At 65.5% G+C, this 25932-nt stretch carries 22 protein-coding genes; 9 read left to right on the plus strand and 13 right to left on the minus strand.

What is annotated here, in order from left to right:
* Positions 1-90: 90 nt before the first annotated feature.
* From DVU_RS01540 to flgB, 7 genes are read right to left on the minus strand one after another with little or no spacing between them, the layout of a single operon-like run.
* On the minus strand, positions 91-1404 hold the full coding sequence (locus tag DVU_RS01540) for a FliI/YscN family ATPase (RefSeq protein WP_010937617.1): 1314 nt from the start codon (positions 1402-1404) through the stop codon (positions 91-93).
* On the minus strand, positions 1401-2153 hold the full coding sequence (locus tag DVU_RS01545) for a FliH/SctL family protein (RefSeq protein ID WP_010937618.1): 753 nt from the start codon (positions 2151-2153) through the stop codon (positions 1401-1403). The genes DVU_RS01540 and DVU_RS01545 overlap by 4 nt, the downstream gene beginning before the upstream one ends.
* The gene (gene fliG, locus DVU_RS01550; RefSeq protein WP_010937619.1) at positions 2140-3156 is read right to left on the minus strand and encodes a flagellar motor switch protein FliG; all 1017 of its coding nucleotides are present in this window, start codon (positions 3154-3156) and stop codon (positions 2140-2142) included. Before fliG ends, DVU_RS01545 begins: the two co-directional genes overlap by 14 nt.
* Positions 3125-4741, minus strand: coding sequence for a flagellar basal-body MS-ring/collar protein FliF (gene fliF / locus DVU_RS01555; RefSeq protein ID WP_010937620.1), 1617 nt, complete (start codon positions 4739-4741; stop codon positions 3125-3127). Before fliF ends, fliG begins: the two co-directional genes overlap by 32 nt.
* Before the next feature lie 51 nt (positions 4742-4792).
* On the minus strand, positions 4793-5128 hold the full coding sequence (fliE, locus tag DVU_RS01560) for a flagellar hook-basal body complex protein FliE (protein WP_010937621.1): 336 nt from the start codon (positions 5126-5128) through the stop codon (positions 4793-4795).
* 14 nt (positions 5129-5142) lie between these two features.
* Positions 5143-5580, minus strand: a complete 438-nt coding sequence (gene flgC / locus DVU_RS01565; protein ID WP_010937622.1) for a flagellar basal body rod protein FlgC — start codon at positions 5578-5580, stop codon at positions 5143-5145.
* Positions 5580-5990 (minus strand): flagellar basal body rod protein FlgB, encoded by a 411-nt coding sequence (gene flgB / locus DVU_RS01570; RefSeq protein ID WP_010937623.1) that lies wholly within the window; start codon positions 5988-5990, stop codon positions 5580-5582. Before flgB ends, flgC begins: the two co-directional genes overlap by 1 nt.
* A 638-nt stretch (positions 5991-6628) precedes the next feature.
* On the opposite strand from flgB, the gene DVU_RS01575 reads away from it, so the two are divergent.
* The gene (locus tag DVU_RS01575; protein ID WP_010937625.1) at positions 6629-7192 is read left to right on the plus strand and encodes a tetratricopeptide repeat protein; all 564 of its coding nucleotides are present in this window, start codon (positions 6629-6631) and stop codon (positions 7190-7192) included.
* A gap of 471 nt (positions 7193-7663) precedes the next feature.
* Here the strand turns inward: DVU_RS01575 and DVU_RS01580 are convergent, their stop codons facing one another.
* Positions 7664-8689, minus strand: a complete 1026-nt coding sequence (locus DVU_RS01580) for an SDR family oxidoreductase (protein WP_010937626.1) — start codon at positions 8687-8689, stop codon at positions 7664-7666.
* 131 nt (positions 8690-8820) lie between these two features.
* A complete protein-coding gene (locus tag DVU_RS01585) occupies positions 8821-9081 on the minus strand; it encodes a hypothetical protein (RefSeq protein WP_010937627.1) in 261 nt (86 codons plus the stop codon).
* A gap of 316 nt (positions 9082-9397) precedes the next feature.
* Between DVU_RS01585 and DVU_RS01590 the strand changes: the two genes are divergently transcribed.
* The 5 genes from DVU_RS01590 to hypE all read left to right on the plus strand — a co-directional run bounded on the left by DVU_RS01590 (position 9398) and on the right by hypE (position 15240).
* Positions 9398-10186 carry a type III pantothenate kinase gene (locus DVU_RS01590; protein WP_010937628.1) on the plus strand — a complete coding sequence of 263 codons (789 nt, stop codon included), beginning with the start codon at positions 9398-9400 and terminating at the stop codon, positions 10184-10186.
* A gap of 88 nt (positions 10187-10274) precedes the next feature.
* Positions 10275-11588, plus strand: a complete 1314-nt coding sequence (gene eno, locus DVU_RS01595; protein ID WP_010937629.1) for a phosphopyruvate hydratase — start codon at positions 10275-10277, stop codon at positions 11586-11588.
* A 212-nt stretch (positions 11589-11800) separates the two neighbouring features.
* Positions 11801-12661: a bifunctional methylenetetrahydrofolate dehydrogenase/methenyltetrahydrofolate cyclohydrolase FolD gene (gene folD / locus DVU_RS01600; RefSeq protein WP_010937630.1), complete on the plus strand. Its 861-nt coding sequence runs from the start codon at positions 11801-11803 to the stop codon at positions 12659-12661.
* Positions 12662-13110: 449 nt separating this feature from the next.
* On the plus strand, positions 13111-14208 hold the full coding sequence (gene hypD, locus DVU_RS01605) for a hydrogenase formation protein HypD (RefSeq protein ID WP_010937632.1): 1098 nt from the start codon (positions 13111-13113) through the stop codon (positions 14206-14208).
* Between the two features lie 6 nt (positions 14209-14214).
* Entirely contained in the window at positions 14215-15240 is a 1026-nt protein-coding gene (gene hypE / locus DVU_RS01610) for a hydrogenase expression/formation protein HypE (RefSeq protein WP_010937633.1), read from the plus strand.
* Between the two features lie 155 nt (positions 15241-15395).
* Here the strand turns inward: hypE and DVU_RS01615 are convergent, their stop codons facing one another.
* From DVU_RS01615 to DVU_RS01630, 4 genes are all read right to left on the minus strand, one after another.
* The gene (locus DVU_RS01615) at positions 15396-16742 is read right to left on the minus strand and encodes a sugar transferase (RefSeq protein ID WP_011793001.1); all 1347 of its coding nucleotides are present in this window, start codon (positions 16740-16742) and stop codon (positions 15396-15398) included.
* Positions 16739-17884: a glycosyltransferase family 4 protein gene (locus tag DVU_RS01620; protein WP_010937635.1), complete on the minus strand. Its 1146-nt coding sequence runs from the start codon at positions 17882-17884 to the stop codon at positions 16739-16741. The genes DVU_RS01615 and DVU_RS01620 overlap by 4 nt, the downstream gene beginning before the upstream one ends.
* Positions 17885-18174: 290 nt before the next feature.
* On the minus strand, positions 18175-19416 hold the full coding sequence (locus DVU_RS01625; protein WP_223295127.1) for a response regulator: 1242 nt from the start codon (positions 19414-19416) through the stop codon (positions 18175-18177).
* Positions 19413-22334, minus strand: coding sequence for a PAS domain S-box protein (locus tag DVU_RS01630; RefSeq protein ID WP_010937638.1), 2922 nt, complete (start codon positions 22332-22334; stop codon positions 19413-19415). The genes DVU_RS01625 and DVU_RS01630 overlap by 4 nt, the downstream gene beginning before the upstream one ends.
* A 211-nt stretch (positions 22335-22545) precedes the next feature.
* On the opposite strand from DVU_RS01630, the gene DVU_RS01635 reads away from it, so the two are divergent.
* The 3 genes from DVU_RS01635 (at position 22546) to DVU_RS01645 (ending at position 25748) form a co-directional block, all read left to right on the plus strand.
* On the plus strand, positions 22546-23202 hold the full coding sequence (locus tag DVU_RS01635) for an HD domain-containing protein (protein ID WP_010937640.1): 657 nt from the start codon (positions 22546-22548) through the stop codon (positions 23200-23202).
* The gene (locus tag DVU_RS01640; protein ID WP_010937641.1) at positions 23159-24070 is read left to right on the plus strand and encodes a D-alanine--D-alanine ligase family protein; all 912 of its coding nucleotides are present in this window, start codon (positions 23159-23161) and stop codon (positions 24068-24070) included. Before DVU_RS01635 ends, DVU_RS01640 begins: the two co-directional genes overlap by 44 nt.
* A gap of 85 nt (positions 24071-24155) precedes the next feature.
* On the plus strand, positions 24156-25748 hold the full coding sequence (locus tag DVU_RS01645; RefSeq protein ID WP_010937642.1) for a 3-deoxy-D-manno-octulosonic acid transferase: 1593 nt from the start codon (positions 24156-24158) through the stop codon (positions 25746-25748).
* Positions 25749-25932 lie beyond the last annotated feature (184 nt).

The raw sequence follows: 25932 nt of genomic DNA on the forward strand, positions 1-25932 counted from the left end.
ACGTTGCCGGATGACGCCGGATGACGCCAATGGCTGCCGCATGGCGCAGGGTTGCCACGGGCGATGAAGGCGCGGGGCTGCGAAGGTGGGTCAGCTGGCTGCGAGGGCCAGAAGCTGTTCGTAGCAGCCGGGCAGGGGCTGCTGGTCGGTGATGTGCTGGCGCAGGAAGTCGTTGATGGGCCCCACCATGGCGATGGCCTTGTCGATGTCGGGGTTGGAACCCGTGGCGTAGGCCCCGATGTTGATCATGTCCTCGACCCGGCGGAAGGTCGCCATGTGGCGGGTGAGTATCCGGCCCGCGTTGACGATGTCGTCGGGGCAGATGTCGGTGCGAAGGCGGCTGATGGACTTGAGCACGTCGATGGCCGGAAAGTGCCCCTGGTCGGCAAGTTCACGCGTGAGCACGATGTGACCGTCGAGGATGGAGCGCACGGCGTCGGCGATGGGTTCGTTGAAGTCGTCGCCATCCACCAGGACGGTGTAGATGCCGGTGATGGTCCCCTCGGGGCTGCGGCCCGCACGTTCGAGAAGGCGTGGCAACTGGGCGAAGACGGTGGGCGTGTAACCCTTGGTGGTGGGCGGTTCACCCACGGCGAGGCCCACTTCGCGGGCAGCCATGGCGAAGCGCGTCACCGAGTCCATCATCAGCAGCACGTCCTTGCCCTGGTCGCGGAAGAACTCCGCCACGGCGGTGGCTGCGTAGGCCGCGCGCATCCGCACCAGCGGAGACTGGTCCGAGGTCGCCACCACGAGCACCGAACGGGCCATGCCCTCCGGGCCGAGGTCCTTCTCCATGAACTCGACCACTTCTCGCCCGCGTTCGCCGATGAGACCGATGACGTTGACCTGCGCCTCGGTGTAGCGGGCCATCATGCCCATGAGCGTTGACTTGCCGACGCCGGAACCCGCCATGATGCCCACTCGCTGCCCGCGGCCGAGGGTCAGCAGGCTGTTGATGCAGCGCACGCCCACGTCCAGCGGCGTGTCGATGCGCGGCCGGGTGAGGGGGTTGGGTGGCGAGGCGTAGAGGGGGGCCCATGCCTCCGGCATGACGGGCGTGCCGCCATCGAGGGGGGCGCCGAAGGCGTCGAAAGCCCGGCCCAGCAGTCCTTCGCCCACGGGAAAGACCGGGGGAAGGCTGGAGTTGCGGATGAGGCTGCCGGGGCGCACCCCGCGCAGTTCACCGTAGGGCATGAAGAGCAACCGTCCGTCACGGAAGCCCACCACTTCGGCGGCGACGCTTTCACCGCCGTCATCGGGCAGCATGTGGCACACGGCACCCAGTGGTGCCTTGATGCCGGAACCTTCGGCCACGAGGCCCACGACCTTGGTTATCTTGCCGAAGGTCTGCATGGGGGCGCATTCGCGCAGAAGGTCGAGACAGGCTCGCGGGCCGCCGCTCATGCGTCGTTCCCCACGGGGCCGCTGCCAGACTTCTCGGCGGGCAGGGTCAGGTGCGCCAGCACCTCTTCGATGACGGCGCGGCGTGTCTCCATGCGGTTGTCCGCCATACCGTCGTCACTCTCGACCACCAGCCCGCCGGGGGCCATGGACGCATCGCCGCGCACCGTCCACGATTCGAGCCCCGCCAGTCTCTCTCTGGCGGCCTGCACCATGTCGGCCACGGCGGCCTCGTCTTCGGGATTGACCCTGATGATGAGGTGGCGGCGGCTGTCAAGGGCCTGTGCCGCCTGAACGAAGAGGGCGCGCAACACCTCTGCGCGCTCTTCGGCGAGTACCACGCCTGTGTAGCGTTCGACGCTGGCGCGCAGCAGGGCGACGAGGTCTTCGCGCCATGTGCCGAAGATGGCAGAGCATTGCCCCTGTATGGCCTGCAACACGGCGGCCACCGAATCGCCCATGCCGACCCTGAATTCGTCGAGTTCGGCGCGTGCGGCATCCAGACCGGCGGCATAGCCCTCTTCATGGGCCTTCGCACGCAGGGCGTCGGCTTCACGACGGGCCTCGTCCAGCACCTCCCGGGCGCGGGCGGCGGCCTTCTCTCGGACGCGTTCCATGTATTCGGCTTCGGTGCGTTCGTCCCACAGTGGACGCCGCGTTCCCTCAAGGTCGGTGATGGTCGCCTCGTCCATGGGGCCCGGCCCCATGTAGATGGTGCCCCATCGTTTCGCCTCGCCGTCAGACGAAGACATCTCCGCCTCCGCGACCGATCATCACACGGCCTTCGGCTTCGAGCCTGCGTACGGTCTTCACGATGTTCTGCTGCGCCGCCTCCACGTCCGAAAGGCGCGTGGGGCCCATGATTTCGAGGTCTTCCCGGATCATGGTGGCGGCGCGTTCCGACATGTTCTTGAAGAACTTCTCCTTGAGGTCGTCGGCGGAACCGCGCAGGGCCATGGTGAGGTCTTCGTTGGAGATGTCCTTGAGCAGTTCGCGGATGCCGCGGTCGTCCAGCGAGGAGACGTCCTCGAACACGAACATGAGGTTGCGGATGTCTTCCGCCATCTGGGCCGATTCTTCCTCGATTTCGGCGATGACCTCCTCTTCGGTGGCGCGGTCGACGGCGTTGAGGATTTCGGCCACGGACTGGACACCGCCCACCTTCTTGCCTTCCTTGCCGCCCATGGCGATGAGCTGGCTTTGCAGCACCTTGTCCACTTCCATGAGCATGTCTTCGGGCACGGCTTCGAGCCGCGCGAGGCGCATGAGCACTTCGGTGCGGACACCGGCAGGCAGGTTGGTGAGCAGGTCGGCGGCGCGTTCCGACGGCATGTGCCCGAGGATGAGGGCCAGCGTCTGTGGATGTTCGTTGCGCAGTATCTGGGCCAGCAGCCGGGGGCTGATGTTGCCCAGTTCGCGGAAGGGCGCAGGGCCGGACTCGAGGTTGAGCTGGTCCATTATGTACTTGGCCGTCTCGCTGTCGAGGTTCTTCATGAGCAGGCGCTTCACCGCATCCTGCCCGCCGGCGATCATCTCCTGCCCGGTGACGAGCGCGTGATGGAACTCGCGCAGGACATCCTCGACCACTTCCTTGGGCACCGTCTCCATTTCGACGATGGCCTTGGATACGGCGGCTATCTCCTGCCTGTCCATGCGCTTGAAGACTTCCGACGTGAACTTGTCGCCCATGGCGAGCAACAGAACCGCGGTCTTCTCCGGGCCTTTAAGCTGCCCCGGCCTTTGTTCCTTCGTCATTTTTCAACCAGCTCCTGATGATGCCAACGGCCTGGTCCATGTTCTGCTCCGCGAGCTGCATGGCATGGGCCTTGATGTCTTCGATCTTGCGCAGCGCATCCAGTGCGTCCACTTCCTCGTCGCCTTCGATGAGCGCGAGACGCTCTTCGCCTGCGGGCAGCCCTTCAAGCCCTTCGATCATCTCGCCTTCGACCTTGGGCCTGATGAGGGCCATGACCACGGGCCTGACCACCAGCAGCAGGAAGAGGAAGACCAGCAGGGCGTTGAGCAGCGGCTTGCCGAGTCGCAGGGCGTAGTCGAGGAACAGTTGCGGCAGGCTCGCCTCCTGCGGCAGGTCGGGGCCGCCGAAGGAGATGGAGTTGACCTCCACGGTGTCGCCGCGTGCCCTGTCGTAACCCACGGCGCTGGAGACAAGCTGGCGGATGCGCTGCATCTCTTCGGCGTTGCGCGGGACGAAGGTGTAGGTGCCGTCTGCAGCCTTCTCATACGTGCCGTCGACGATGACCGCAACGGAAAGACGGCTCAGGTCGCCCACGTTGGCGACGATGTTCTGCTCTTCTTTATTGATTTCGAAGTTGGTGGTGCGCGTCTCGCGCGTGCCTTCCTGCGTGCTGGCGCTGCCGGAGATGCCGTCGCCCCTGAAGTTGGCGTCGGGGGCACCTGCCTCGAGGTTGGCGCGGCCACGGGTGCTCTCTTCGCTGCGCTGTTCGGAACGCACCACGGTCTTCTCCGGGTCGTAGAGTTCACGCCGTATGGTGCGCTGGCTGAAGTCCACGTCGGCGTTGACCTTGGCGATGACCTTGCCGGGGCCGATGACAGGGTAGAGCAGTTCCTCGATGCGCCGTTCGAGGTTCTGTTGCAGGCGCATCTTGTATTCAAGCTGCGTGGTGGTGAGGCCCTGAAGGCTGTCGTCCTCGGTGGGGTAGTAGAGTATCTTGCCCGAGGTGTCGGCCACGGAGACACGGTTGCGGTCCATGCCCTCCACCGCCATGACCACGAGGTTGACGATGGCCTGCACGTCCTGTGCTTCCATCTTCTTGCCTTCGCGCAGCTTGACCACCACAGAGGCCGAGGGCTTCTGCTGCTCTTCGATGAACAGGCTGCGGTGGGGGATGACAAGGTGCACCCTTGCGGTCTCCACACCGGGGAATTCGCTGATGGTGCGGATGAGTTCGCCCTGAAGGGCACGCTGGTAGTTGATCTTCTGTACGAAGTCGGTCTGGCCGACCTTGAGGTCGTCGAATATCTCGAAGCCGATGCCCTGCCCCACGAGGTTGCCCTCGCCCGCCACCTTGATGCGCAGGTCGTACAGCTTGTCGGCGGGCACGAGCACCGTTCCGCCGTCGTTCTCGAGCTTGTACGGCACCTTGTTGGCCTGAAGCAGCTTCACCACGCGGTTGGCGTCTTCGCCTGCGAGGTTGGAGTACAGGACCCGGTAGTCCGGGCGGTTGATCCAGAGGATGAGCGTGAAGAAGATGCCGACGGTGACGAGCGCGAGCCCGACGATGAAGACGCGCTGGGACATGGAGATGCGCGACCAGAAGGCTCTTGCCTTGTCTGTGGCGTCGGTGATCATGGGAGACATCGTTTCCTCCGGGGGCGGTCGGGCTGGCGGTGGAGTGGCGTTGCGGCGCGGCTAGAACTGGATGCGACTCAGTTCGCGGTAGGCTTCCATGACCTTGTTGCGCACGGCAGAGGTCATGCTCACGGCAAGCCCGGCCTTCTGCAGGGTGATCATCAGCTCATGCACGTTCTGCGTCTCGCCCGAGGCGAACGAGGTGATCATCTTGGATTTCTCGCCCTGCATCTCGTTCACCTTGCCGAGAGAGTCGGTGAGCGTCTCCGTGAACGACTTGCCGGGTGCCTGCCCCTGCTGTGGCAGCATGGCACCTGCGGACGTGGTCTTCTCGGCCTTGGTGAAGTTGGCGAGGGCGTTGGTGTAGGCCTTGAGGCCGATACTCTGGATGGTCATGTCGTTCTCCGTGCCTAGCGGCCTATTTCAAGGGCCTTGCTGTACATGGCCTTGACGGTGTCCACGGTGGTGACGTTGGCCTCGTAGCCGCGCTGGGCGGTCATGAGGTTGGCCATCTCCTCCACCACGTTGATGTCAGGGTACGAGACGAACCCCTGCTGGTCGGCATCGGGGTGCCCCGGTTCGTACACGCGCTTGAAGGGCCGCTGGTCGCGTACCACGTTCATCACGCGCACACCGCGCAGTTCACGGTCGAGTGCAGACTCCATCTGCTTGCTGAAGGGGCCGTCCACCTCGGTGGCGGCCATGATGGTGGTCTTGCGGCGATAGGGGCCGCCCTCGGCCGTGCGCGTGGTCTTGGCGTTGGCGAGGTTCATCGAGATGATGTTCATGTTCGTGCGTTCCGCCGTGAGCGCGGAAGCGCCGATATCGAGCGCGGTCATGAAGTCCATTACTTCTGGCCCTCCATGATGATGGTCTTGATGCCTTCGAAGTTGCCTTTGATGACCGTGGCAAGGGCGTTGTACTGCAGCGACGCCTTGGCCATCTTGGTCATCTCCTTGTCCAGATTGACGCGGTCCTCACCGTGGACGACCCGCGGCTTGAAGGTCTTCGACCACTCAGGGCCGAAGCCCTCGGGGTCGAAGACGGCGGGCAGATGCTGTTTCTCGGTGATGGTCATGCGCCCTTTGGCGTCCAGCCCCAGTGCCGACTGAAGCTCCTTCTCGAACTCGAGCTCGCGCGGCTTGTAGCCGGGCGTGCGCACGTTCGCGATGTTGCTCATGACGACATTCTGACGCTGGAGTTGCATGTCCATGACCTTGCCCACAAGGTTCACGTGGGATTCATACATGTTTTTCATGCGGTTACCTCCGTATCGTCATGTCCGTGGCAGACGTTGCCGGTTGCGTGTCCGCTTCCGACGACAGGAGGAAAGCAAAAAGGGTTCCACGTATGATTTCGTTTCTATTCCAATGTGTTGAGTGGATTGTCAGGCGTGAGTGACGTCGGTAAGCCGTCGCCGGGAAGGTCGTCAGCACGTCTGTTTTGGTATGCACCAAGCCCCCGTGGGGGCGCAGGGGAGGCACCCTGTTACAATGGATAAAGGAAAGTATGCGGCGGACGGGGCGCTGGATGGCGACTGACATGGCGGGTTGTTTCCACAGGCATGGGTGGCTGCCGGCGGCGCAGGGGGGCTTCGCACCCTGCGGCACAGCTGGTGCAGGCATCCGTCGTGTGGCGTGAGGAAGGAGTTGCCTAGCGCAGCACTCAGGCGTACGAATCGCCTGCCTCTGGTGGACTTGCGGCGGCGGAAGGGTGACGTAATTGCCGGATGTCATCGTTGTGTGTTTCTGTAAGATGCTGTAAAAATGGAAGTTGATTTTTTGGGCATGGCGCTTGCTTGGTATCTCGTGCCTGCTCTGCCAGCGGCCCCCGTCATGCAGGCGGCAAGGGCGCGCAGACAAGGCTTCAACGTCCCACTGTCATGGAGGGGAAACCATGAGCAGCCATCTGGATTACGAAATCAACAAGGAATTGGGCGAGTGCTACCTGTTCATGGGTGACCTCGAAAAGGCGGAGGACTACTACCGCAAGGCTGCCGCCAGCAATGGCGTGCATCCCGACCCATATCTCGGACTCGCAACCATCGCCGTCCAGCGCGGTGCGCTTTCGGACGCACTCGTCCTCTACCGCAAGGCGGCGGACATCGAAGCGGGAGACAAGGCCCTTGCGGGCATGGGTCTCGTGGAGATGGAACAGGGCGATGCCGAGGCGGCCTACGGGCACCTCGCCGCAGCGCTGGCGCTGAATCCCGAGAACCTTGTCGCCATGAATTGCATCGTGCGTCTCGGATACCATTTCGGGCGTGTCGCCGATGTCGTGCCGTACCTCGAGAATTATCTCTCTCTCGTCCCGGGAAAGGACACCGTGCGTACCACGCTTGCGGGCTGTCTCATCACCCTCGGACGCCCTGAAGAGGCACGTGCCCATCTTGAACAGGTGCTGGCCAGCGACCCCGCCAACCCCGAGGCGCGCTCACTGTATGAAGGTCTCGCCGCCTAGTGCGGCGTGCGATACTCCCCTCCCCATGATTTTCCGGCCCCTTCGCTGGCGCTGGGGGCCGGAAAATCTCTTAACGCCGAGGGCAAGGGCTGCATCCTGAAGATGCGGCCCTTTTTGCGTTCTTCCGGGGGGGATGAGGGTGACGTGGTACAGGCGTGCGCGTGCCCGGTGTCCGTCCTATCAGGGGGCCGTCGGGGCTGCATGAACGCGCGCTGGGTCACTTTGCGTGGCGCGGGTCGCTTCCGCGTCGACTGCGCAGGGGAGGGCGTCTGCAACCGGCATGATGCTGCGAGGCAATGCCCGTGAGACACCTTCCGGCGTCAGCGGTAGGCCGAGGGGGCGATACCGGAACAGCCGACAGGTCACGGACGGGCTGGAGGCTGCCTTGCAGTGCCACAAGCACCGGGCGAGTCGCCAAATGCAAAGGCCGCCCGGAGGCGGCCTTGATGGATGGCATGCAGCGTGCGGTGACTACTTCAGGTTGGCGGCGTACCAGTCGCCAGCCAGTCGCAGCCCCTCGCGCACGTCGTACACCGGGGCGTAGCCCAGAAGCGTCTGTGCGCGGGTGATGTCGGCCAGCGAGTGACGCACGTCTCCCGCGCGGAAGTCGCGATGCACGCAGGTGGCCCCGGCGGCTTCGGGCTTGTGACGCACCACCTCTTCGCGAATGAGGTCGAAGAGTTCGTTCAGTGTGGTGCGCTGGCCGAAGGCCACGTTGTACACCTTGTCGCGTGCTTCGGCAGGGGCCAGCGAAGCGAGGATGTTGGCCTGCACCACGTTGTCGATGTAGCAGAAGTCGCGGCTGGTCTCGCCGTCGCCGTTCACGAACACGGTCTCGCCGCGCAGCAGGCTGGCGAACCACTGGGGGATGACGGCTGCGTAGGCACCGAAGGGGTCCTGGCGCTGCCCGAAGACGTTGAAGTAGCGCAGCCCGATGGCGGTGAAGCCGTAGCAGCGCGCGAACACGTCGGCGTAGAGTTCGTTGACGTACTTGGTGACGGCGTAGGGCGAAAGCGGCTTGCCGATGATGTCCTCGACCTTGGGCAGCGTCGGTTCGTCACCGTAGGTGGAACTGGACGCCGCGTAGACGAAGCTCTTGGCGCCGGCATCACGGGCGGCCACCAGCATGTTGACGAAACCGGTGATGTTGCACTCGTTGGAGAGGATGGGGTCGTCGATGGAGCGCGGTACCGACCCGAGGGCCGCCTGATGCAGCACATGGTCGACGCCCTTGCAGGCTTCGTGGCAGGTGGCGAGGTCGCGGATGTCGCCCTCGATGAAGCGGAACGACGCCCAACGCTCTTCGCCCACGAGGTCGCGCACCATGTCGAGGTTGCGCTGGTAGCCGGTGAGGAAATTGTCGAGGCCCACCACGCGCTGTCCCTGCCTGAGCAGGGTCTCCAGCAGGTTGGAGCCGATGAACCCGGCTACGCCCGTGACAAGCCATGTGCGCGGGCTGGCGTTGATGTCCTGCAGGACGGAGTCGAACGTGCTCATTGTATACCTCCGGGCGGTACGGGCCGCCGTTGTGTGCGATATGCCGCGTGCCCCGGCGGGGCATACGGCCTAGCCGGATGTATACACTTGGACGAGGCCTGTAAAGGCGCGCACGTTAGAAGCTGCGAGCGCTACAGTTCAAGCAGGCGCGCGACGCGTGCCGGGTCGAGTCCGCCATGCGCGTCGGCGGGGCCGTCACCCAGAAGGCGCAGCACTTCGCCGTAGGCCTGGTCGGCGTCATCGGCAGCGGGGCGCACGGGCACACCGGCAAGCTGGTCGGCAGGGCTGGTGGTGCTGCGTTTGCGTTCGGCGAGGTCGCGGACACGGTGCAGCAGCGAGTCGACGCGGGAGAACGGATCGTTCACGGAATGGGTGGCGGTGATGGTGGACATGGCTACCTCCGGCAGGGTTTTCCTTGTGGCGGAAACAAGCAAGAAGCGTGCAAGCTGGTGCGTCGAGCGCCTTGATGGCGCCTTCGATGTGGCGCTTCGACGTCACGTTTCACCATGGCGCATCGGGGACGCCTCGTCGGGCAAGGCTGCCGTGTGCGGCCGCACGGCAGGCGTAACCATCGTAAGGGGCAAGTGCAGCCTTGCGTTTCCGGGGCGACACGGTACACTCTTGCAGGCGGCTTCTGCCGCCGAACCGTGTCTGCCGCCGAACCGTGTCGGGCAAGACGCGGGCCATTTTCCGGAGGCCGCACATCGCATGGCACGTCATCTTCTTCTCTTCGACATCGGCAACACCAACGTCAAGGTGGGCATCGCCACCGAAGGCACCGTGCTCACGTCCTACGCCCTGCCTACCGACGGCACGCAGACGGGTGACGGCTTCGGGCTGGCGCTGCTGGACATCATGCGTCATGCGGGGCTTGGCGCGGACGACATCGACGCGTGCGTGGGCAGTTCTGTTGTGCCAAGCCTCGACCCCCTGCTGCGCCACGCCTGCGAGCGTTTCCTGTGGCGACCGTTGCAGTTGGCGCATGTCGACCTGCCCGTGCCGCTCGAGAACCGCTACGAGCGCCCCACCGAAGTGGGTGCCGACCGGCTGGTGGCGGCGTTCGCCGCCCGCAGGCTCTATCCCGACGCACGGGCGCTCGTCTCCGTCGATTTCGGCACGGCAACGACATTTGACTGTGTCGATGGCGACGCGTATCTTGGTGGACTGATTTGTCCCGGTGTCCTTTCCTCTGCCGGGGCGCTTTCGTCGCGTACGGCGAAGCTCCCCCGCGTGAGCCTCGAAGTGAGCGAGGACATGCCCGTTGTCGGGCGAAGCACCACCACGAGCCTCAATCACGGCTTCATCTTCGGTTTCGCCGCCCTTGCGGAAGGTGTGACCGCGCGGCTGCGCAAGGTGTTGCCCGAACCGCTTGAAGTGGTCGCCACAGGCGGCTTCGCCCGTGCCGTGGCCCGGGTTTCGGACTGTTTCGACCATGTCAGGCCCGACCTGCTGCTGGAGGGCCTGAGATTGCTGTATCTTGAAAGCGAACAACGCTGACAGGCTAATGGCCCGGCAGACCCTCCCGCGGGCTGACCGGCGCAAGGCGGCGCACCGTCGCCGCACCTCAGAAAGCAAGGAGATGCACATGAGCACCATCGTTTCCGTCTGGGCGCGCGAGATTCTTGACTCCCGCGGGAATCCCACCATCGAGGTCGAAGTCTCCCTCGAATCCGGCCATTCCGGGCGTGCCGCCGTGCCGTCCGGTGCCTCCACCGGCACCCGTGAAGCCCTCGAACTGCGTGACGGCGACAAGGGCCGCTACAAGGGCAAGGGCGTGGAGAAGGCCGTGGACAACGTCATGGGCGAAATCGCCGAGGCCGTCATCGGGCTCGACGCCCTGCGTCAGGTGCAACTCGACAACACCCTTCTCGACCTCGACGGCACCGACAACAAGGAACGCCTCGGGGCCAATGCCATGCTGGGCGTCTCGCTGGCGACCGCCCGTGCCGCTTCGAGCTTCCTCGGCCTGCCGCTGTACCAGTACCTCGGCGGGGTCAACGCCAAGGTGCTGCCCGTGCCGCTGATGAACATCATCAACGGTGGCGCGCACGCCCCCAACAACCTCGACATCCAGGAATTCATGATCATGCCCATCGGTGCCGCCACCTTCCGTGACGCGCTCCGCATGGGTGCCGAGACCTTCCATACCCTCAAGGCCCTGCTCGCCGCCGACGGTCACGTGACCAGCGTGGGCGACGAGGGCGGCTTCGCCCCCAACCTCAAGAGCCACGACGAGGCCTTCAAGTACATCACCCGCGCCATCGAGGAGTCGGGCTACATCCCCGGCGCCGAAATAGCGCTGGCCATCGACGCCGCCGCCTCCGAGTTCTACCGCGACGGCAAGTACCATCTGGCGGGTGAGGGCAAGACCTTCTCCAACAGCGAGATGACCGAATGGCTCGGCGAGTTCACCGCCAAGTATCCGCTCATCTCCATCGAAGACGGCCTTGCCGAAGGCGACTGGGAAGGCTGGGGCGAGCTCACCTACAAGCTGGGCGACACCGTGCAGCTTGTGGGCGACGACATCTTCGTCACCAACCCCGACATCCTCGCGCAGGGCATCGATGAAGGCGTGGCCAACTCCATCCTCATCAAGCTGAACCAGATTGGCACGCTCACCGAGACCCTCGACACCATCGAGATGGCGAAGCAGGCGGCCTACACCACGGTCATCTCGCACCGTTCGGGCGAGACCGAAGACCACTTCATCGCCGACCTCGCCGTGGGGCTCAACGCCGGGCAGATCAAGACCGGCTCGCTGTGCCGCAGCGACCGTCTTGCCAAGTACAACCAGTTGCTGCGCATCGAAGAGGACCTCGACGATGCGGGCATCTACTTCGGCCCCATGATCGCCTCCCACTTCGGCTACGAGGGCGACGAAGAGTTCGAGGACGCCTAGTCCGCTTGCCTTTCGCGCCCGCAGCCGTTATGAAGCCGCCAGCGAAGGCCCGCCCCGACGGTGTGGCCCGCCAACGGAGATGACATGACGGATACGGGTACGTTCAGCGGGGCTTATGGCCCCACCGCCACGCGCCCTTGACGTGCGTCCGTGAACCGGCCGGAACCCCTACAGGTTCCGGCCGGTATTCTTTTCAAGCAGGAGGAGAGCCGATGCAATTGCTCGACGGCAAGGCCACAGCGGCCACCATTCGCGAAGAACTGCGCGCCGAGATAGCCGCGCTGACCCCGCGCGCCCGCCGCGCACCGGGGCTTGCGGTCATCCTCGTGGGTGAGGACCCCGCGTCGCAGGTCTATGTGCGCAACAAGGAAAGGGCCTGCCACGATACGGGTATCGTGTCCGAGGCGTTTCGCCTTGCCCCCACCACGACACAGGAAGAGCTTGAACGGCTCATCGCCGACCTGAACGTTCGCCCCGACATCGACGGCATCCTGTTGCAGCTGCCCCTGCCGCGCGGTCTCGACGCCCAGCGTTGCCTCGAGGCCATCGACCCCGCCAAGGACGTGGACGGCTTCCATCCCCAGAACATGGGGCGTCTCGCCCTCGGGCTGCCGGGGTTCCGTCCCTGTACCCCTGCCGGGGTGATGACGCTGCTGGAGCGGTACGACCTCTCGCCCTCCGGTCGCAAGGCCGTGGTGGTGGGCCGCAGCAACATCGTGGGCAAGCCCCTCGCCCTCATGCTGGGCGCACCGGGCAAGTACGCCAACGCGACGGTGACGGTCTGCCACTCGGGCACCCCCGACCTCGCGGCCGAATGCCGTACTGCCGATTTCCTCTTTCTTGCCATCGGGCGTCCGCGGTTCGTCACTGCCGACATGGTACGTGAAGGCGCCGTCGTGGTGGACGTGGGCATCAACCGCACCGAGACGGGTCTTGCGGGCGACTGTGACTTCGAGGGCGTAAGCCGTGTGGCCTCTGCCATCACCCCCGTCCCCGGCGGCGTGGGCCCCATGACCATCGCGCAACTGCTGGTGAACACCGTCCAGTCGTGGAAGGTGCGCTGCGGGCTGTAGTGTTGCGGGCACAGCGCGTCGGGCTTCGGGGCTGGCGTCCGTAGCGCATGGCGGGACAGTGATTGCCTGCTGCCGTGCCGCCCGTCGTACCTTCCCTCTTGCCGTCCCCCTTGCCGCCGCGCGCCAGTACAACTGGCCCTTCTCTTCGGATATATGATCGCATCGAAGCGCGTCGCCCCTAGGTGGCGCGCTTCTTCATTGCCCGTCGCGGGTGGAGGTGGCGATGGAGGGAGTACAGGCCGCTGGGGCGCAGACTGCCGGGGCAGGGTATGGTGCCTCTGTCGTGCGCCGGTGCTCACCGCCTGCCGAATCTGCTGACGCCGGGGATGAAATCCCGTCCCGGTCGGTCGTTGCGTTGACACCGCCCCTTGGTGCGGCGTAGCAACAACGGGACAGACGGAACATGACGACAGACCCAACCCCCCTACAACGTTACAAGGAAGGGCCTCGTGAGCGTCGATTTCACCTCTTCGTTCAAGGACCCCGCGCTGTGTCGCGGGCTGCTCGACCGGCTGCACCGGGAACTGGACAGGCCTCTGCGGTTCATGGAGGTGTGCGGTACGCACACCGTGGCCATCTTCCAGAGTGGCATCCGTCCGCTTCTGCCCGAGGGCGTCCGCCATCTTTCCGGGCCGGGGTGCCCGGTCTGCGTCACCCATGAAAGTGAGGTGGCGGCGTATCTCCAGCTTGCGGAACGCGGCGACGTCATCATCGCCACCTTCGGCGACCTCATGCGCGTACCGGGCCCCGGCGGGCGCAATCTCAAGCTGGCACAGGCGCAGGGCGCACGCATCGAGGTGGTGTACTCCTCGTTCGACGCGCTGAAGCTGGCTGCGGACAACCCCGGCGAGAAAGTCGTCTTCCTCGGCATCGGCTTCGAGACCACCGCACCCACCGTGGCTGGCACTGTGCAGATGGCCCGTGCACAGGGGCTGGACAATTTCATGGTGCTCTCGTTCCATAAACTGGTGCCGCCCGCGTTGCGCGCCCTGCTGGTCGACCCGGAATGTGCCGTCGACGCCTTCCTGCTGCCCGGCCACGTCTCCACGGTGCTGGGCATCGAACCCTATCGCTTCGTGGCCACCGAATTCGGTACGCCGGGGGTCATCGCCGGTTTCGACCCTGTGGACATCCTTCAGGCGTTGCTCATCATGGTCGAACAGCGCAAGACGGGAGAGTATGGCATCGTCAACGCCTACCGTCGCGCAGTGGACGATGCGGGCAACCCGCGGGCACGACAGGTCATGGACGACGTGTTCATGCAGTCCGATGCGCTGTGGCGTGGCATCGGCCTCCTGCCGGGCAGCGGGCTGGTCTTCCGCCCCGAGTATGCAAGGTTCGACGCCATGCAGCGTCTGGGACTGACTCTGCCCGAAGCGCGCGATACGCCCGGTTGCAAGTGCGGTGATGTGCTCAAGGGCAAGATGCAGCCCAACGAATGTCCTCTTTTCGGCAAGGCCTGCGTGCCCGCAAAACCGGTGGGCCCGTGCATGGTCTCCACCGAAGGCAGCTGTGCCGCCTACTACAAATACAACGTCGAGGCGTAACGAATCATGAGCGGCGAAACCCTTCTTCTCGATTACGGCAGCGGCGGGCGCGCATCGCACCGCCTCATTTCCGACCTCTTCCTCCGCCATTTCGACAACCCCATCCTCGGCACGCTCAACGACGCCGCCCGTCTCGACCTGACAGGCCCCCTCGCCATGAGCACCGACAGCTACACCGTAGACCCCATCTTCTTCCCCGGCGGCGACATCGGCACGCTGGCGGTGCACGGCACCGTCAACGACGTCTCCATGCTGGGCGCACGGCCGCGCTACCTCAGCTGCGGTTTCATCCTCGAAGAGGGACTGGACATGGACATCCTCGAACGGGTGGTCGCCTCCATGGGGAAGGCCGCGCGTGAGGCGGGGGTGTTCATCGTGACGGGTGATACCAAGGTCGTGCCCCGTGGGGCCTGCGACAAGATGTTCATCAACACCACCGGCATCGGCGAGATTCTGGTCGACCCCGCGCCCTCGGGCGACAGGGCGCGCCCCGGTGACGCCATCCTCATCAGCGGCAGTATGGGCGACCACGGGCTGACCATCCTCTCGCAGCGTCAGGGGCTGAACTTCGCTGCGGATGTGTGCAGCGACTCGGCCTCCCTCAACAGGGTGGTGGAGAAGCTGGTGCTGGAGGTCGGCGACATCCACGTGCTGCGCGACCCCACCCGTGGGGGTCTCGCCACGACACTGAACGAGATAGCGGGCCAGTCGCAGGCCGTGTGCCATGTGCTGGAGACGGCCGTGCCCGTGCGCGAGTCGGTGCGCAACGGCTGCTCGTTCCTCGGACTCGACCCGCTGTATCTAGCCAATGAGGGCAAGCTCATCTGCATCCTGCCCGAGGAGAGGGCCGAGGCCGCGCTTGCCGTGTTGCGCGAAGGGCCGCACGGTGAACACGCTGCCCGCATCGGGAGTGTGAAGTCCGTCGGTGAACTCGGGGCAGCCCGGGCCGGTCAGGTGGTGATGGAGACGGCCCTTGGCGGGCACCGCCTGCTTTCCATGCTCGAAGGCGAGCAGTTGCCGCGCATCTGCTAGGGCTTCGGACTCTGCTCGAGGGCTTTCCGGGAACACTCCTGTTCGCCGATGCAGCCATCGCCACCCTCCCGTAGACGACCATCCATAAAGCAAAGGCCCGTCCGGCATGTACCGGACGGGCCTTGTCTCTTGCGTTTCCGCAGTCGCAGGGCCGACTAGCGTGCGCCCTTGGGGAAGAGGATGACCCCCACGGTCTTGAGGACGATCTGGATGTCGAGCAGGGGCGACATGTTCTTGATGTAGTAGAGGTCGTATTCGAGTTTGTAACGGGCGTCCTCCACCGAGGCCCCGTAGGGGTAGCACACCTGCGCCCATCCGGTGATGCCGGGCTTCACCGAGTGGCGCACGTAGAAGTAGGGGATGACCTTCTCAAGCTGCCGGACGAACTCCATCCGTTCAGGGCGCGGGCCTATCATGCTCATGTCGCCGCGCAGCACGTTCCACAACTGGGGCAGTTCGTCGATGCGCACCTTGCGGATGAAGCGACCCACGCGGGTGACACGGCTGTCGCCCTTGGTGGCCCATACGGCACCGTCCTTCTCGGCGTCGGTGCGCATGGAGCGGAACTTGAGCACCATGAACTCCTGCTCGTTGATGCCCACGCGCTTCTGGCGATAGATGACCGGGCCGGGCGACTCCATGCGGATGGCGATGGCGGCGACCAGCATGATGGGCGCGGTGGTGATGAGCAAAGAGAGGGAGACGATGACGTCGAACGCGCGTTTGAGACGACGGACGGAACCCTGCGTATTGAGGTTGAAGCCGTCTTCGGTGAGCAGCCATTCGTCGCGTATCTGGTCGACGGGGATGCGCTTGGCGACGTGTTCGTACAGGGTGCGGATGTCGACGACCATGAGGCCGCGCAGCTTGGCGTCGAGAAGGTCGCGGGCGATGTCTTCGTCCACGGGTGCGTCGGGCAGCATCACCAGCATGGTGGCACCGTAGCGCCGGGCGATTTCGACGGGTTCATAGGGTGCACCAAGGCAGGGGCCCGCATCGGGGTCCACGTCGCCCTCGCCCACATAGCCCAGAATCTCGGCTTCGGGCATCCCTTCGTTGAGCAGTTTGCGGACACGACCCGCCCTGTCGACACCCACCAGCACCACGCGGGGCCGGGTGGTGAAGCGCTGGCCGAAGCGGTGGTAGACCATGCGCCACAGCAGCGTCATGCCCACCACGAGCAGGAGCAGCACCACGAAGGTGGTGCGCTCGAAACGCCAGTGTTCGAACGAATAGAAGGTGAAGCCGGTGAAGATGATGCCGAGCACCGAGGCCACGCTCACGCGGGCGATGCTGTCGCGCACGTCCTCGTGCCCGACGTTGTAGCAGTCGAGCACGTAGAAGAAGAGCAGGAAGAAGAAGGTGGTGAAGGTGGATGCGCCCGTGTAGTCGACGAGGACGTTGTATTCGGCAGGGAGCATGATCTCGCCCGACACATAGAGGGCGACGAGGATGCACAGTGCGTCGAGGGCCTGAAAGTAGGCGTTGCGGATGCCGTTCACTGGGGATTGCCTCCGGCGCGGGGGGCGGCGTCGAGCCGCATGACCCGCATGATGTGTGCGGCGACCTTCTCCGCGTCGAACTCCCGTTCGGCGAGGTCGCGTCCTGCCCGGCCCATGCGCTGCACGAGGGACGGGTCTTCGATGAAACGTTCCATGGCTGCGGCGAGGGCTTCGGGTGAGCGCAAGGGCACCATGAAGCCGTTGACGCCGTCTTCGACCACCTCGCGGCAGCCGGGTGCGTCGGTGACGATGGCGGCGCGGGCCATGCTCATGCCCTCCATGACGGAACACGGCGTGCCCTCGCGCCACGATGGGAGCACGACGACGCTCGCCTCGCGCAGGAAGGGCCGAACGTCGCGCGTCTGGCCCATGTATTCGATGACACCTTCGCGGTGCCACTGGTTGATGGTCTCCATGGGTACGCTGCCAAGCCCCTGCTCGGGCGGGCCCAGCACCCTGAAGCGGGCTTCGGGGTGGCGCGCCTTGAGCATGCGTGCGGCTTCGGCATACTCATAGAGGCCCTTGGCCTCAATGAGTCTGCCTACCAGCAGGAAGGTGACGGGGGCGGTGACGGTCTCGGCAGGGGCGAAATGGTCGAGGGCCACCCCCGTGCCGCGGCTCATGGCCACTTCGGTTCCCGCCGGGACGATGCCCTTTGCGGTGAACACGGCCCTGTCCTCCTCGTTCTGGAAGAAGACGGTGTGCACACAGGCGAGGGCTGCGCGGTACATGAGCACCGCGACCCTGTTCAGCAGGCGTTTGACGGGGGTGTCGGCCTCGAACATGTAGCCGAGCCCCGTGATCATGGCGACGCGCCCCGGAACGCGGGCCAGCGCGGCGGCGGTGGCACCGTAGATGACGGGCTTGATGGTGAAGCAGAAAAGCCTGTCGGGGCGTTCCTGCCTGAAGATGCGATAGAGTGCCGCGAAGGTGGCGACGTCACGCACGGGGTTGAGACCCTTGCGGTCGAGCGGGTAGTGGCGCACGCGCACACCCATGGAGGTCAGGGCTGCGTCACCCTCGGCGTCACCGGGAGGGATGATGCACACCACGGTGTGCCCATCGGCCTGAAGGCGCGCGATGAACACGCTCCAGAAATTGACCATGGCCCGGGCCTGATTGCCCAGAATGGCGACGTTCATGTCGCGCCGGCCTCGCTTGCTGCGGTGAGAAGACAAGGCGGGAGGGCGCGGTACGCCCGCGCCGGATGATGCTCCCCCCTCATCCGAGTTGCGCAGTATAGCAGGTGCGGAGATGCCTGAAAAGAGGGAGAAAACCGGGTGCCCCGGCCTCCGGTATGGCTGTGGTGACGGGGGCTGCGTCCGGGGCTTCGTGTGGCAGTCCCGACTCATTGCGGTGGGTTCATTGCAGGGGACACATCGCAACGGGCATCAGCCCCGGCAGGCGTGGCCAGCCGCATCGCCCTGCTGCTTCAGGCTGGCTGGACTGCCTGAAGCCTGTCCCGTGCAACCTGCAGCCACGCGGGTAATGCGTCAAGAACGCCAAGGGTTTCAAGGTGTCTCATGTCGCATCCCGGCAGGGTGAGGTTGCCGCCTGCCGCAAGCAGGGCATCGATGGCGTCGGGGGTCTGCAACAGGTGGTCGATGGCGTTGGCCACGTGTACCACCGTCACCGTGCCCAATACCGTCTCTGAGTCCGCAGGATTGTGATGTCGCGCGATGGCCGTGACCACGGGGATGGGTAGCCCCCACGTGCCAAGCAGATACGACCCCACATCGGCATGGGTGGCCTTGTGGTGCCTGCGTTCGATGTCGATGAACGAACCTTCTCCAGCCGCCATGCGTTCGAAGACGGCATTGACCCTGTCGGGGGCGATGGCGGCAAGGGCAAGCTTGCCCACGTCGTGCAGCAGGCCGGCTGAAAGGGCGTTGTCGCGCTCCTCGTGGGACAGTCCCGCCTGCGTGGCGATGCCCTGTGCTAGCCCGGAGGTGCGGACACCGTGCTCCCACAGCCCGGTCAACTGCCGGACGGCGACGGGCGCACCCCCCAGGGAATCGAAGAGGTGTGCGGCCAGCACGAGTGAGCGCAGGGCCCGTACGCCCAGCAGCACGACGGCCTGTTCCGGCATGGAGATGCGTCTGGCGAAACCGTAGAAGGCCGAATTGACGAGGCGCAGCAGGTTCGCCGAGAGGGCCATGTCCCTCTGGATGAGTGTGCCAAGCCTGCGTAGCGACGGGTTGGGGGCGTTCAGTTCGGCGAGCACTTCGCGCAAGGTCTCGGGAAGGGAGGGCAACGCGTCGAGGCGCGACAGCCTGCCGTAAAGGTCGTCATCGGCGATGAGTGGGCGTAGGCGCAGCGCGTCTTCCAGTGCGGGGACGAGACGGGCGGCATCGCACGGTTTGCTGATGGACTGGTGCGCAAGAGAGGACGTATGCAGATGCGAGGTCTCTTCGGTATAGCCCGAGAGCACCAGCCGTAACGTGGTGGGGCGCGCGGTGCGGATGTGCCGCAACAGGGTGGCGCCGTCCATGCCCGGCATGCGGATGTCTGCCACCACCACGTCGACTTCCGTCTGGTCGACGATGCGCAGGGCATCTGCGGCGTCGTGGGCAAAGAGCATGTTCCATCGGTTCTGTTGCGGGGCAAGCATGCGCCGCAGGCCGTTGAGCACGTTATGGTCGTCGTCGACGAACAGGATGACGGGCAGCATCATGCCTCCTGCGAGGGCGAAGTGAAGGGCAGACGGATGAAGAACGTGGAACCGAGGCCCGGTTCGCTTCGGAAGAACAGTTGGCCCCCCAGTCTGCCGACGATGCAGGCGTGGGCGATGGCCAGCCCCTGTCCCGTACCCCGTTCCATGGGCTTGGTCGTGAAGAAGGGGTCGAAGACGTGTGCTGCGTGTTCGGGTTTGATGCCCGCGCCGTTGTCGCTGACGCTGACCTCGGCCCAGCCCGCCTTGAGTCGGGATGTGATGACGATGCTCCCCTCATGCGCCGGGTCTTCGGCCTTGCGGTCCTCGATGGCATGTACGGCGTTGATGAGCAGGTTGAGCACCGTCTGGTTGAACTCGGACGGCACACAGGGGACGGGAGGCAGCCCGGGGGCGAGGTCGAGTCGAAGCGAGGCCACGCGGCGCCATGAACTTCGGGCGACGTTGACGGTGCTTTCGATGTTGAAGTTGATGTTGACGGGGACCACGGTGCCATTGCCGGGGTGGGCGAATTGCCGGACGGAACGCACGATGGCGGCGATATGCTCGACCCCCTCAAGACATTCGCGCAGTGCCCGCGGGGCTTCGTCGCGCAGGTAGGCGGTGTCCAGGTGCTGCATGGCGTCGAGCGCCGCGTCGATGGAGGGCACGTCGCTGCTACCGTCTCGCGCTGTGCGGAGGGCCGTGTCGCAGGTCGTATAGGCCTTCATGATTTCGTCGAACGCATGTTGCAGGAACGTCAGATTGCTGCCGAGGTACTGGACGGGGGAGTTGATCTCATGGGCGATGCCCGTGGCGAGACTGCCCACGGCCTCCAGCTTCTGGGTCTGCGCCAGCTGGCTTTCGAGGATGCGGCGTTGCGTGATGTTGGTGATCATGGCCGTGAGCCCGATGAAATGCCCGTGGCTGTCTCGCAGGATGGAGGGAGAGACAAGGGAGAACGCCCGTCCGCCCTTGGAAGTGAGCCATGTTATCTCTTGCAGTGAGGGAGGGGCTTCTTCGGGGAAGAGAAGGTTCTGAAACGCCTGACGACTTTCGGGGGCCACAAGGTCGAGTGCCTCGCGTCCGGCCAGTGCATCGGCATCATGCTCCACCATGGCGCAGAACGGGCCGTTGATGTAGGTCATGCGGCCTGCGGCGTCGGTGAAGAGCAGCCCTTCCTGCATGGTGTCCAGCAGCATCCTGTAACGAACCTCGCTGCGGGCGAGGTCGGCCTCTGCACGGCGCAACGCGGTGACGTCGCTACGCATGAGCACCGCACCGGTCAGGGGTGGCATCAGGGGTGCCAGCTGCAACATGAAGTGACGCCGTCCGTCGGCCATGACCTCGTATTCGAGCGACCCACCCTCGCGTCGTCCTGCCAGAATCTCGCGCAGCAGCGTCGCCGCATCGCCCGCCGAGGGGATGTCCGGCGTCTTGGCGTCAAGGGCGGAGAGATAGTCGGCCCCCGGCAGGCAGCGCATGGGTTCGGGCAGGGACATGTCCGCCGCGGCATGAAGCCACGAGGCGTTCACGTGGGTGATGCGTCCGGTTCCGTCCACCACGGCGACCTGCGCCGGGAGCGTGTCGAGAATGGCCGCGATGTGGGCATGTGCCCGCTGGTGCTGGAGCAGGGTCGCCGTGCGGTCGAGGGCCGCGCCGAGCATTCCGCCCACGGTTTCCGCGAGGGCGATGTCCTCGGCACTCCATTTGCGGTTGCCGATGTCGTCCATGGCGAGGCAGCCGGCGAGTTCGGCCCGACGGCGCAAGGGCACGGCGAGGGTGGAGACGAGGCCCATCTCCCTGTGCCTGTCCCGTTCGTGCTCATGGCCCTTGCCGAGGGAACCTGCGTCTTCGATGGCGACCGTTTCGAAGTCGGTCAGACGCCACAGGCTCCACGGCAGCATGTTGAGCGGGGTGGCATCGAGTGTGCCCTTCCGCGACGTCGCCCCGGCAGCACGCCATTCGTGGCGCAAGGACACTGTCGTCTCGCCGGGGGGCATTTCGATGAACCATACGTGCCTGACGCCGAGAAAGTTGCCCAGCCGTTCCGTCACCGCTGTCAGTGCCGCCTGCGTCGCCTCCGGTGTGGAGCCTGCAAGCAGCGTGGCGATGTCACCCACAAGGTGCTCGCGCTCCATCCGTCGCTCGAGGGCTTCACGCGCCGAATGCCGTTCGCTGATGTCGCGGGCGTTGCTGAGCACGACCTGCCTGCCCTGAAGCAGAAGCAGCCTGTCGGTCATCTCCACCGGCACCGGTCTGCCGTCCATCCGGCGTAGATGCGACTCGGCGAACGTCATTCCCCGGAGACGGATGCGGTTGATGTGCGCTGCAAGTTCTGCGGCGTCGTCGGGGGGGAGCAGGTCTCCGAACCACCTGCCGCGCAGTCGCTCATGGTCGGCACCGAGCAGGCGCAGAGCCGCGGCGTTGATGTCGAGGATGATGCCTTCAAGGTCGTACAGTACAAGGGCTTCGGTGACGTAGTCGAAGATGGAGCGGTACTGTTCGGCGCGTTCGCGGGTGGCGGCGACCGTTACGATCTGTTGCAGGCATGAGCTTATGATCTGCCCGCAATCCTCAAGGAGCGCATAGGCCCGTGGCGGTAGCGGCGCGGCGGGCGTGCGCCACAGTTCGATGGATCCGGTCTCGCGCGAGGCCACGTCGAACGGGTGGATGATGTGCGGAGGAAACGCCGGGAGGCCCGGCGGGTCGTAGGCCGTGCCCAGCCACACGATGCGCGCGGCATAGCACCCCTCGCCGAGGGCCGGGGGCAGTAGCCATGCCACCGTGCGCATCTTGTCGGCGATCTGTTCGGCGTTGTCGGCATCACGCAACGAAACCAGCGACAGAAGCATCTCGTTGAGGCAGGCCGGACCTGAGAGGCCGCGTGAGGCAGCCTTGCCGGACTGCTGTCCGATGTGCGTGGCGGTAACGGTGGTCATGGTACGAGTATCGCATATCAGCGGGCGTTTGACATGATTTATTCCATGATGGCGGCAGGTGGCGAAGGGAGAACTCCGGGCTTGCGGAAACGAAGCCTGCATGGTCCACGCATCTCCTCCACTTCGGGCGGGGGTTGGCACATGCCGTCACTGTTGCTACACCTGCTCACGTCACGCGCGTGAAGCGCCAACAGCAAACCGGGGTACCGCCATGTCCGTCCATTCCCGGGAAAGCACCGCCGACAGGCCCTGTGCCGCGACCTACGCCCTGCCTTCCCTTACCTTCGGGTGTGATGCCCGCTGGCCCGTTCCCGGTGAGGATGCCTGCCACGCCCTCTGGGACGCCTACGCCATGCCGGAGCATATCCGGGCGCACAGTACCCTCGTGGCGGGCATCGCAGGGGCCCTGGCCGACCTCGCGGTGGCGGCGGGCATGGGCGGGGTGCACCCGGCCACGGTGCGCGCCAGCGGTTTGCTGCACGACATCGCCAAGGACTACACCATCAGGCATGGCGGCAACCATGCGCAACTGGGGGCGGCATGGGCGTTGGCGGCCACCGGCAACCCCGCCATCGCGCAGGGGGTCATGCACCATGTGCACTGGCCGTGGGGCGAAGACCTCGGCCCGTGGTTCCTGCCGCTGGTCATCATCTACGCCGACAAACGGGTCAAACACGACCGCATGGTCACGCTCGAGGAACGCTTCGACGACCTCATCGACCGCTACGGCAGGACGGAGAGGATACGCGAGCGCATCCGCGAGTCGCACCATCAGGCCACAACCATAGAACGCGCCCTCGTGGCGCGACTGGGGATACGCCTCCATGAAAGTACTCTTGATCGCGGGCGGCTGGTCGAGCGAGCGTGACGTCTCGCTCGCCGGGGCGCGGGGCATCGAAAAGGCCCTGTGTGCGCTGGGCCACGATGTGACGTGGTTCGACCCCGCAACGTCGTTGGACGGGCTGCTCGAAGCCGCATCGTCGCACGATTTCGCCTTCATCAACCTGCACGGTTCACCCGGTGAGGACGGACTGGTGCAGGCCATGCTCGACACCGCAGGCTGCCCCTATCAGGGGTCCGGCCCTGCCGGGTCGTTCCTCGCCCTGAACAAGGCGGTGTCGAAGCAGTTGCTGCGTCGGCACGGCATCCTCACGCCCGACTGGGCCTTTCTCGCCGCAAGGCCCGCAGCCGACTGGGAACCGGGGCTCGGGTATCCGCTCTTCGTCAAGCCCAACACCGGCGGGTCGAGCCTGTGCCTTTCGCGCGTGACGCAGCCCGAGGGGCTGGCCCCGGCACTGGAGGCGGTGTTCGCCCATTGCGGCGAGGCCATCGTCGAACCGGCCATTCCCGGCGTGGAGGTGACCTGCGGCGTTCTGGGCGATACGGCCCTGCCGCCCATCCTCATCCGCCCTGCTGAAGGGGCGTTCTTCGACTACACCAGCAAGTACACCCCCGGCGGTGCCACTGAACTATGCCCTGCGCCGTTGCCCGCAGAGGTGACGGCGCATGTGCAGGACGTGACCCTGCGCGCGCACAGGCTACTGGGGCTTCGGGGCTACAGCCGCGCCGACTACATCCTGCGTGACGATGGCGCGCTCTTCCTGCTCGAAGTCAACACCCTGCCCGGCATGACACCCACCAGCCTCGTTCCGCAGGAGGCCGCCGCCATCGGGCTGGACTTTCCCGCGCTCATCGCGCGACTCATCGAACTGGGCATGACAGCCGCCGGAAGGTAGCGTCTGCCGCGAAGCATGCACGGGCGCGTCACTCCGCAAGGGGCCGCGCCCGTGCCGTATCAACCCCCACCGTCCCGGAGGAGTGATGCCCCTGCGCCTGCACCACCGCGCCCTTCTCGCCCTGTACGGCGCCGTCTGGCGTCTCGCCCGCCCCGTGCTCGCTCGGAATCGTCGACTCGCCCACCGCTTCGAGGAACGGCTGGTGCCCCGTCAGTGGGCGACGCCCGTCGATGTGTGGGTGCAGTCGGCTTCGGGGGGCGAATCGTATCTCGCATGGGAACTGCTGAAGGCGTTGCCTGTGGCGGTTGCGCAGGACGCTGGCGTGGGTATGGCAGACAGGCCGGGTGGCCGTGCCGAAGGGGGAACGCAACCCGGTAGCTGTGGCGACGTCCATAACGGCATGGGGACTGCCACCCCCTCGGGATGTCGGGCTGATGGGGCGGGTATGCCACCTGTGCGGAAGGTGCTTCTCACATCCTGCACGGAACAGGGACTCGACGTGCTGCACAAGGCGGTGGCATGGGCGGCTGATGAACGGCCCGACCTTGATGTGCAGGTGCAGGTCTTCCCCTTCGACGAACCGTATCTCATGGGCGAGGCGCTGGCACAGGCGAAGCCACGCGCCGTCGTCCTGCTGGAGACGGAATTGTGGCCCGGGCTTCTTGCAGCCTGCACGGTCGCCGGCATCCCCGTTGGGGTGGTCAATGGGCGCATGACGCCGCCCAGCCTTGCCGCGTATCTTGCCATTGAGGGCTTCTGGCAGGCCGTGGGGCCGTGTCGCGTCGCCGCCATGAGCGATGATGACGCCATGCGCTTCGCCCTGCTTCTGGGCAGGCGTGCAGGCGCGGACGGTGTGGACGTGATGCCGAACATGAAGTTCGACCGCGTGGTGCCGGACGTCGTAGCGTCTTCGGGGGCGTCAAGCGCTGAAGCGCATGGGAACGCCGCGAAGTGCGATGCGGTGCCGCCTTGCACCGGGGGTGGTGCGTTGTCGGGCACAGGGGGGACCGTCGCCGGTGGCAGGCCGGATGCCGATGCACCGGGCACTCCCGCCCCCATGGGCGAGGTGCTGCGCGAGGGGGCGTCCCTCGTCGTCTTCGGGTCTGTGCGCGAAGAGGAAGAGACGGCCCTTCTGTCCGTGCTGCTTCGACTGCGTGACGAACGTCCACGTACGGACATCGCCATCGCACCACGGCACATGCACCGCGTCGAGGCATGGTGCCACATGATGCGTCATGCGGGCATCACGCCCGTGCTTCGGTCGTCGCTCACGACGCCTCCTGCACCCGGCGCGGTCATCGTGTGGGACACCTTCGGCGAACTGGGCGCGCTGTATGCCGCGGCCCGTGCGGTGTTCGTGGGTGGCAGCCTCGCGCCTCTGGGGGGGCAGAACTATCTCGAACCGCTCGCCCGTGGCGTCGTGCCCTGCGTGGGGCCGTATCTTGGCAACTTCGAGTGGATAGGGGACGCCTTGCGCCAGCAGGGGCTGGTGCAGGTCGTGCCCGATGCCGATGCCCTCGCCGGGGCGCTGCTGGGTCAACTCGAACGCCCCATGCCGCGTGACAGGGTGCTCGAACGGTTCATGGCGTGGGCCGAACCCCGGCGCGGGGGGGCCTTGCGTGCCGTGCAGGTCGTGGAAGAACTGCTGGCGATGCCTACGCAACAGGGCGACCGCTAGGGCCGCCCTGTTCTGCATTCTTCTGCGCTGTCGCGCGTAGTGTCGCTTCGTCGGGCCTGCTTAGGGCCTGTTCAGGTCGTGTCCATTCCGGTGGCGTACCCGTCTGCGCATCCCGGCGTCCGGTCACGAGTCGGTGTCCGTCTTCGTGCGGATATAGGTGCCGCTGCCGGGCGTTCTCACCCTT

It is taken from the genome of Nitratidesulfovibrio vulgaris str. Hildenborough (genome assembly GCF_000195755.1).
Lineage (GTDB): Bacteria > Desulfobacterota > Desulfovibrionia > Desulfovibrionales > Desulfovibrionaceae > Nitratidesulfovibrio > Nitratidesulfovibrio vulgaris.

Coding starts and splice junctions, on each gene's coding strand:
- DVU_RS01540 (WP_010937617.1), bottom strand. CDS start 1,404: ATGAGCGGCGGCCCGCGAGCCTGTCTCGACCTTCTGCGCGAATGCGCC.
- DVU_RS01545 (WP_010937618.1), bottom strand. CDS start 2,153: ATGTCTTCGTCTGACGGCGAGGCGAAACGATGGGGCACCATCTACATG.
- fliG (WP_010937619.1), bottom strand. CDS start 3,156: ATGACGAAGGAACAAAGGCCGGGGCAGCTTAAAGGCCCGGAGAAGACC.
- fliF (WP_010937620.1), bottom strand. CDS start 4,741: ATGTCTCCCATGATCACCGACGCCACAGACAAGGCAAGAGCCTTCTGG.
- fliE (WP_010937621.1), bottom strand. CDS start 5,128: ATGACCATCCAGAGTATCGGCCTCAAGGCCTACACCAACGCCCTCGCC.
- flgC (WP_010937622.1), bottom strand. CDS start 5,580: ATGGACTTCATGACCGCGCTCGATATCGGCGCTTCCGCGCTCACGGCG.
- flgB (WP_010937623.1), bottom strand. CDS start 5,990: ATGAAAAACATGTATGAATCCCACGTGAACCTTGTGGGCAAGGTCATG.
- DVU_RS01575 (WP_010937625.1), top strand. CDS start 6,629: ATGAGCAGCCATCTGGATTACGAAATCAACAAGGAATTGGGCGAGTGC.
- DVU_RS01580 (WP_010937626.1), bottom strand. CDS start 8,689: ATGAGCACGTTCGACTCCGTCCTGCAGGACATCAACGCCAGCCCGCGC.
- DVU_RS01585 (WP_010937627.1), bottom strand. CDS start 9,081: ATGTCCACCATCACCGCCACCCATTCCGTGAACGATCCGTTCTCCCGC.
- DVU_RS01590 (WP_010937628.1), top strand. CDS start 9,398: ATGGCACGTCATCTTCTTCTCTTCGACATCGGCAACACCAACGTCAAG.
- eno (WP_010937629.1), top strand. CDS start 10,275: ATGAGCACCATCGTTTCCGTCTGGGCGCGCGAGATTCTTGACTCCCGC.
- folD (WP_010937630.1), top strand. CDS start 11,801: ATGCAATTGCTCGACGGCAAGGCCACAGCGGCCACCATTCGCGAAGAA.
- hypE (WP_010937633.1), top strand. CDS start 14,215: ATGAGCGGCGAAACCCTTCTTCTCGATTACGGCAGCGGCGGGCGCGCA.
- DVU_RS01620 (WP_010937635.1), bottom strand. CDS start 17,884: ATGAACGTCGCCATTCTGGGCAATCAGGCCCGGGCCATGGTCAATTTC.
- DVU_RS01625 (WP_223295127.1), bottom strand. CDS start 19,416: ATGATGCTGCCCGTCATCCTGTTCGTCGACGACGACCATAACGTGCTC.
- DVU_RS01630 (WP_010937638.1), bottom strand. CDS start 22,334: ATGACCACCGTTACCGCCACGCACATCGGACAGCAGTCCGGCAAGGCT.
- DVU_RS01635 (WP_010937640.1), top strand. CDS start 22,546: ATGTCCGTCCATTCCCGGGAAAGCACCGCCGACAGGCCCTGTGCCGCG.
- DVU_RS01640 (WP_010937641.1), top strand. CDS start 23,159: ATGAAAGTACTCTTGATCGCGGGCGGCTGGTCGAGCGAGCGTGACGTC.
- DVU_RS01645 (WP_010937642.1), top strand. CDS start 24,156: ATGCCCCTGCGCCTGCACCACCGCGCCCTTCTCGCCCTGTACGGCGCC.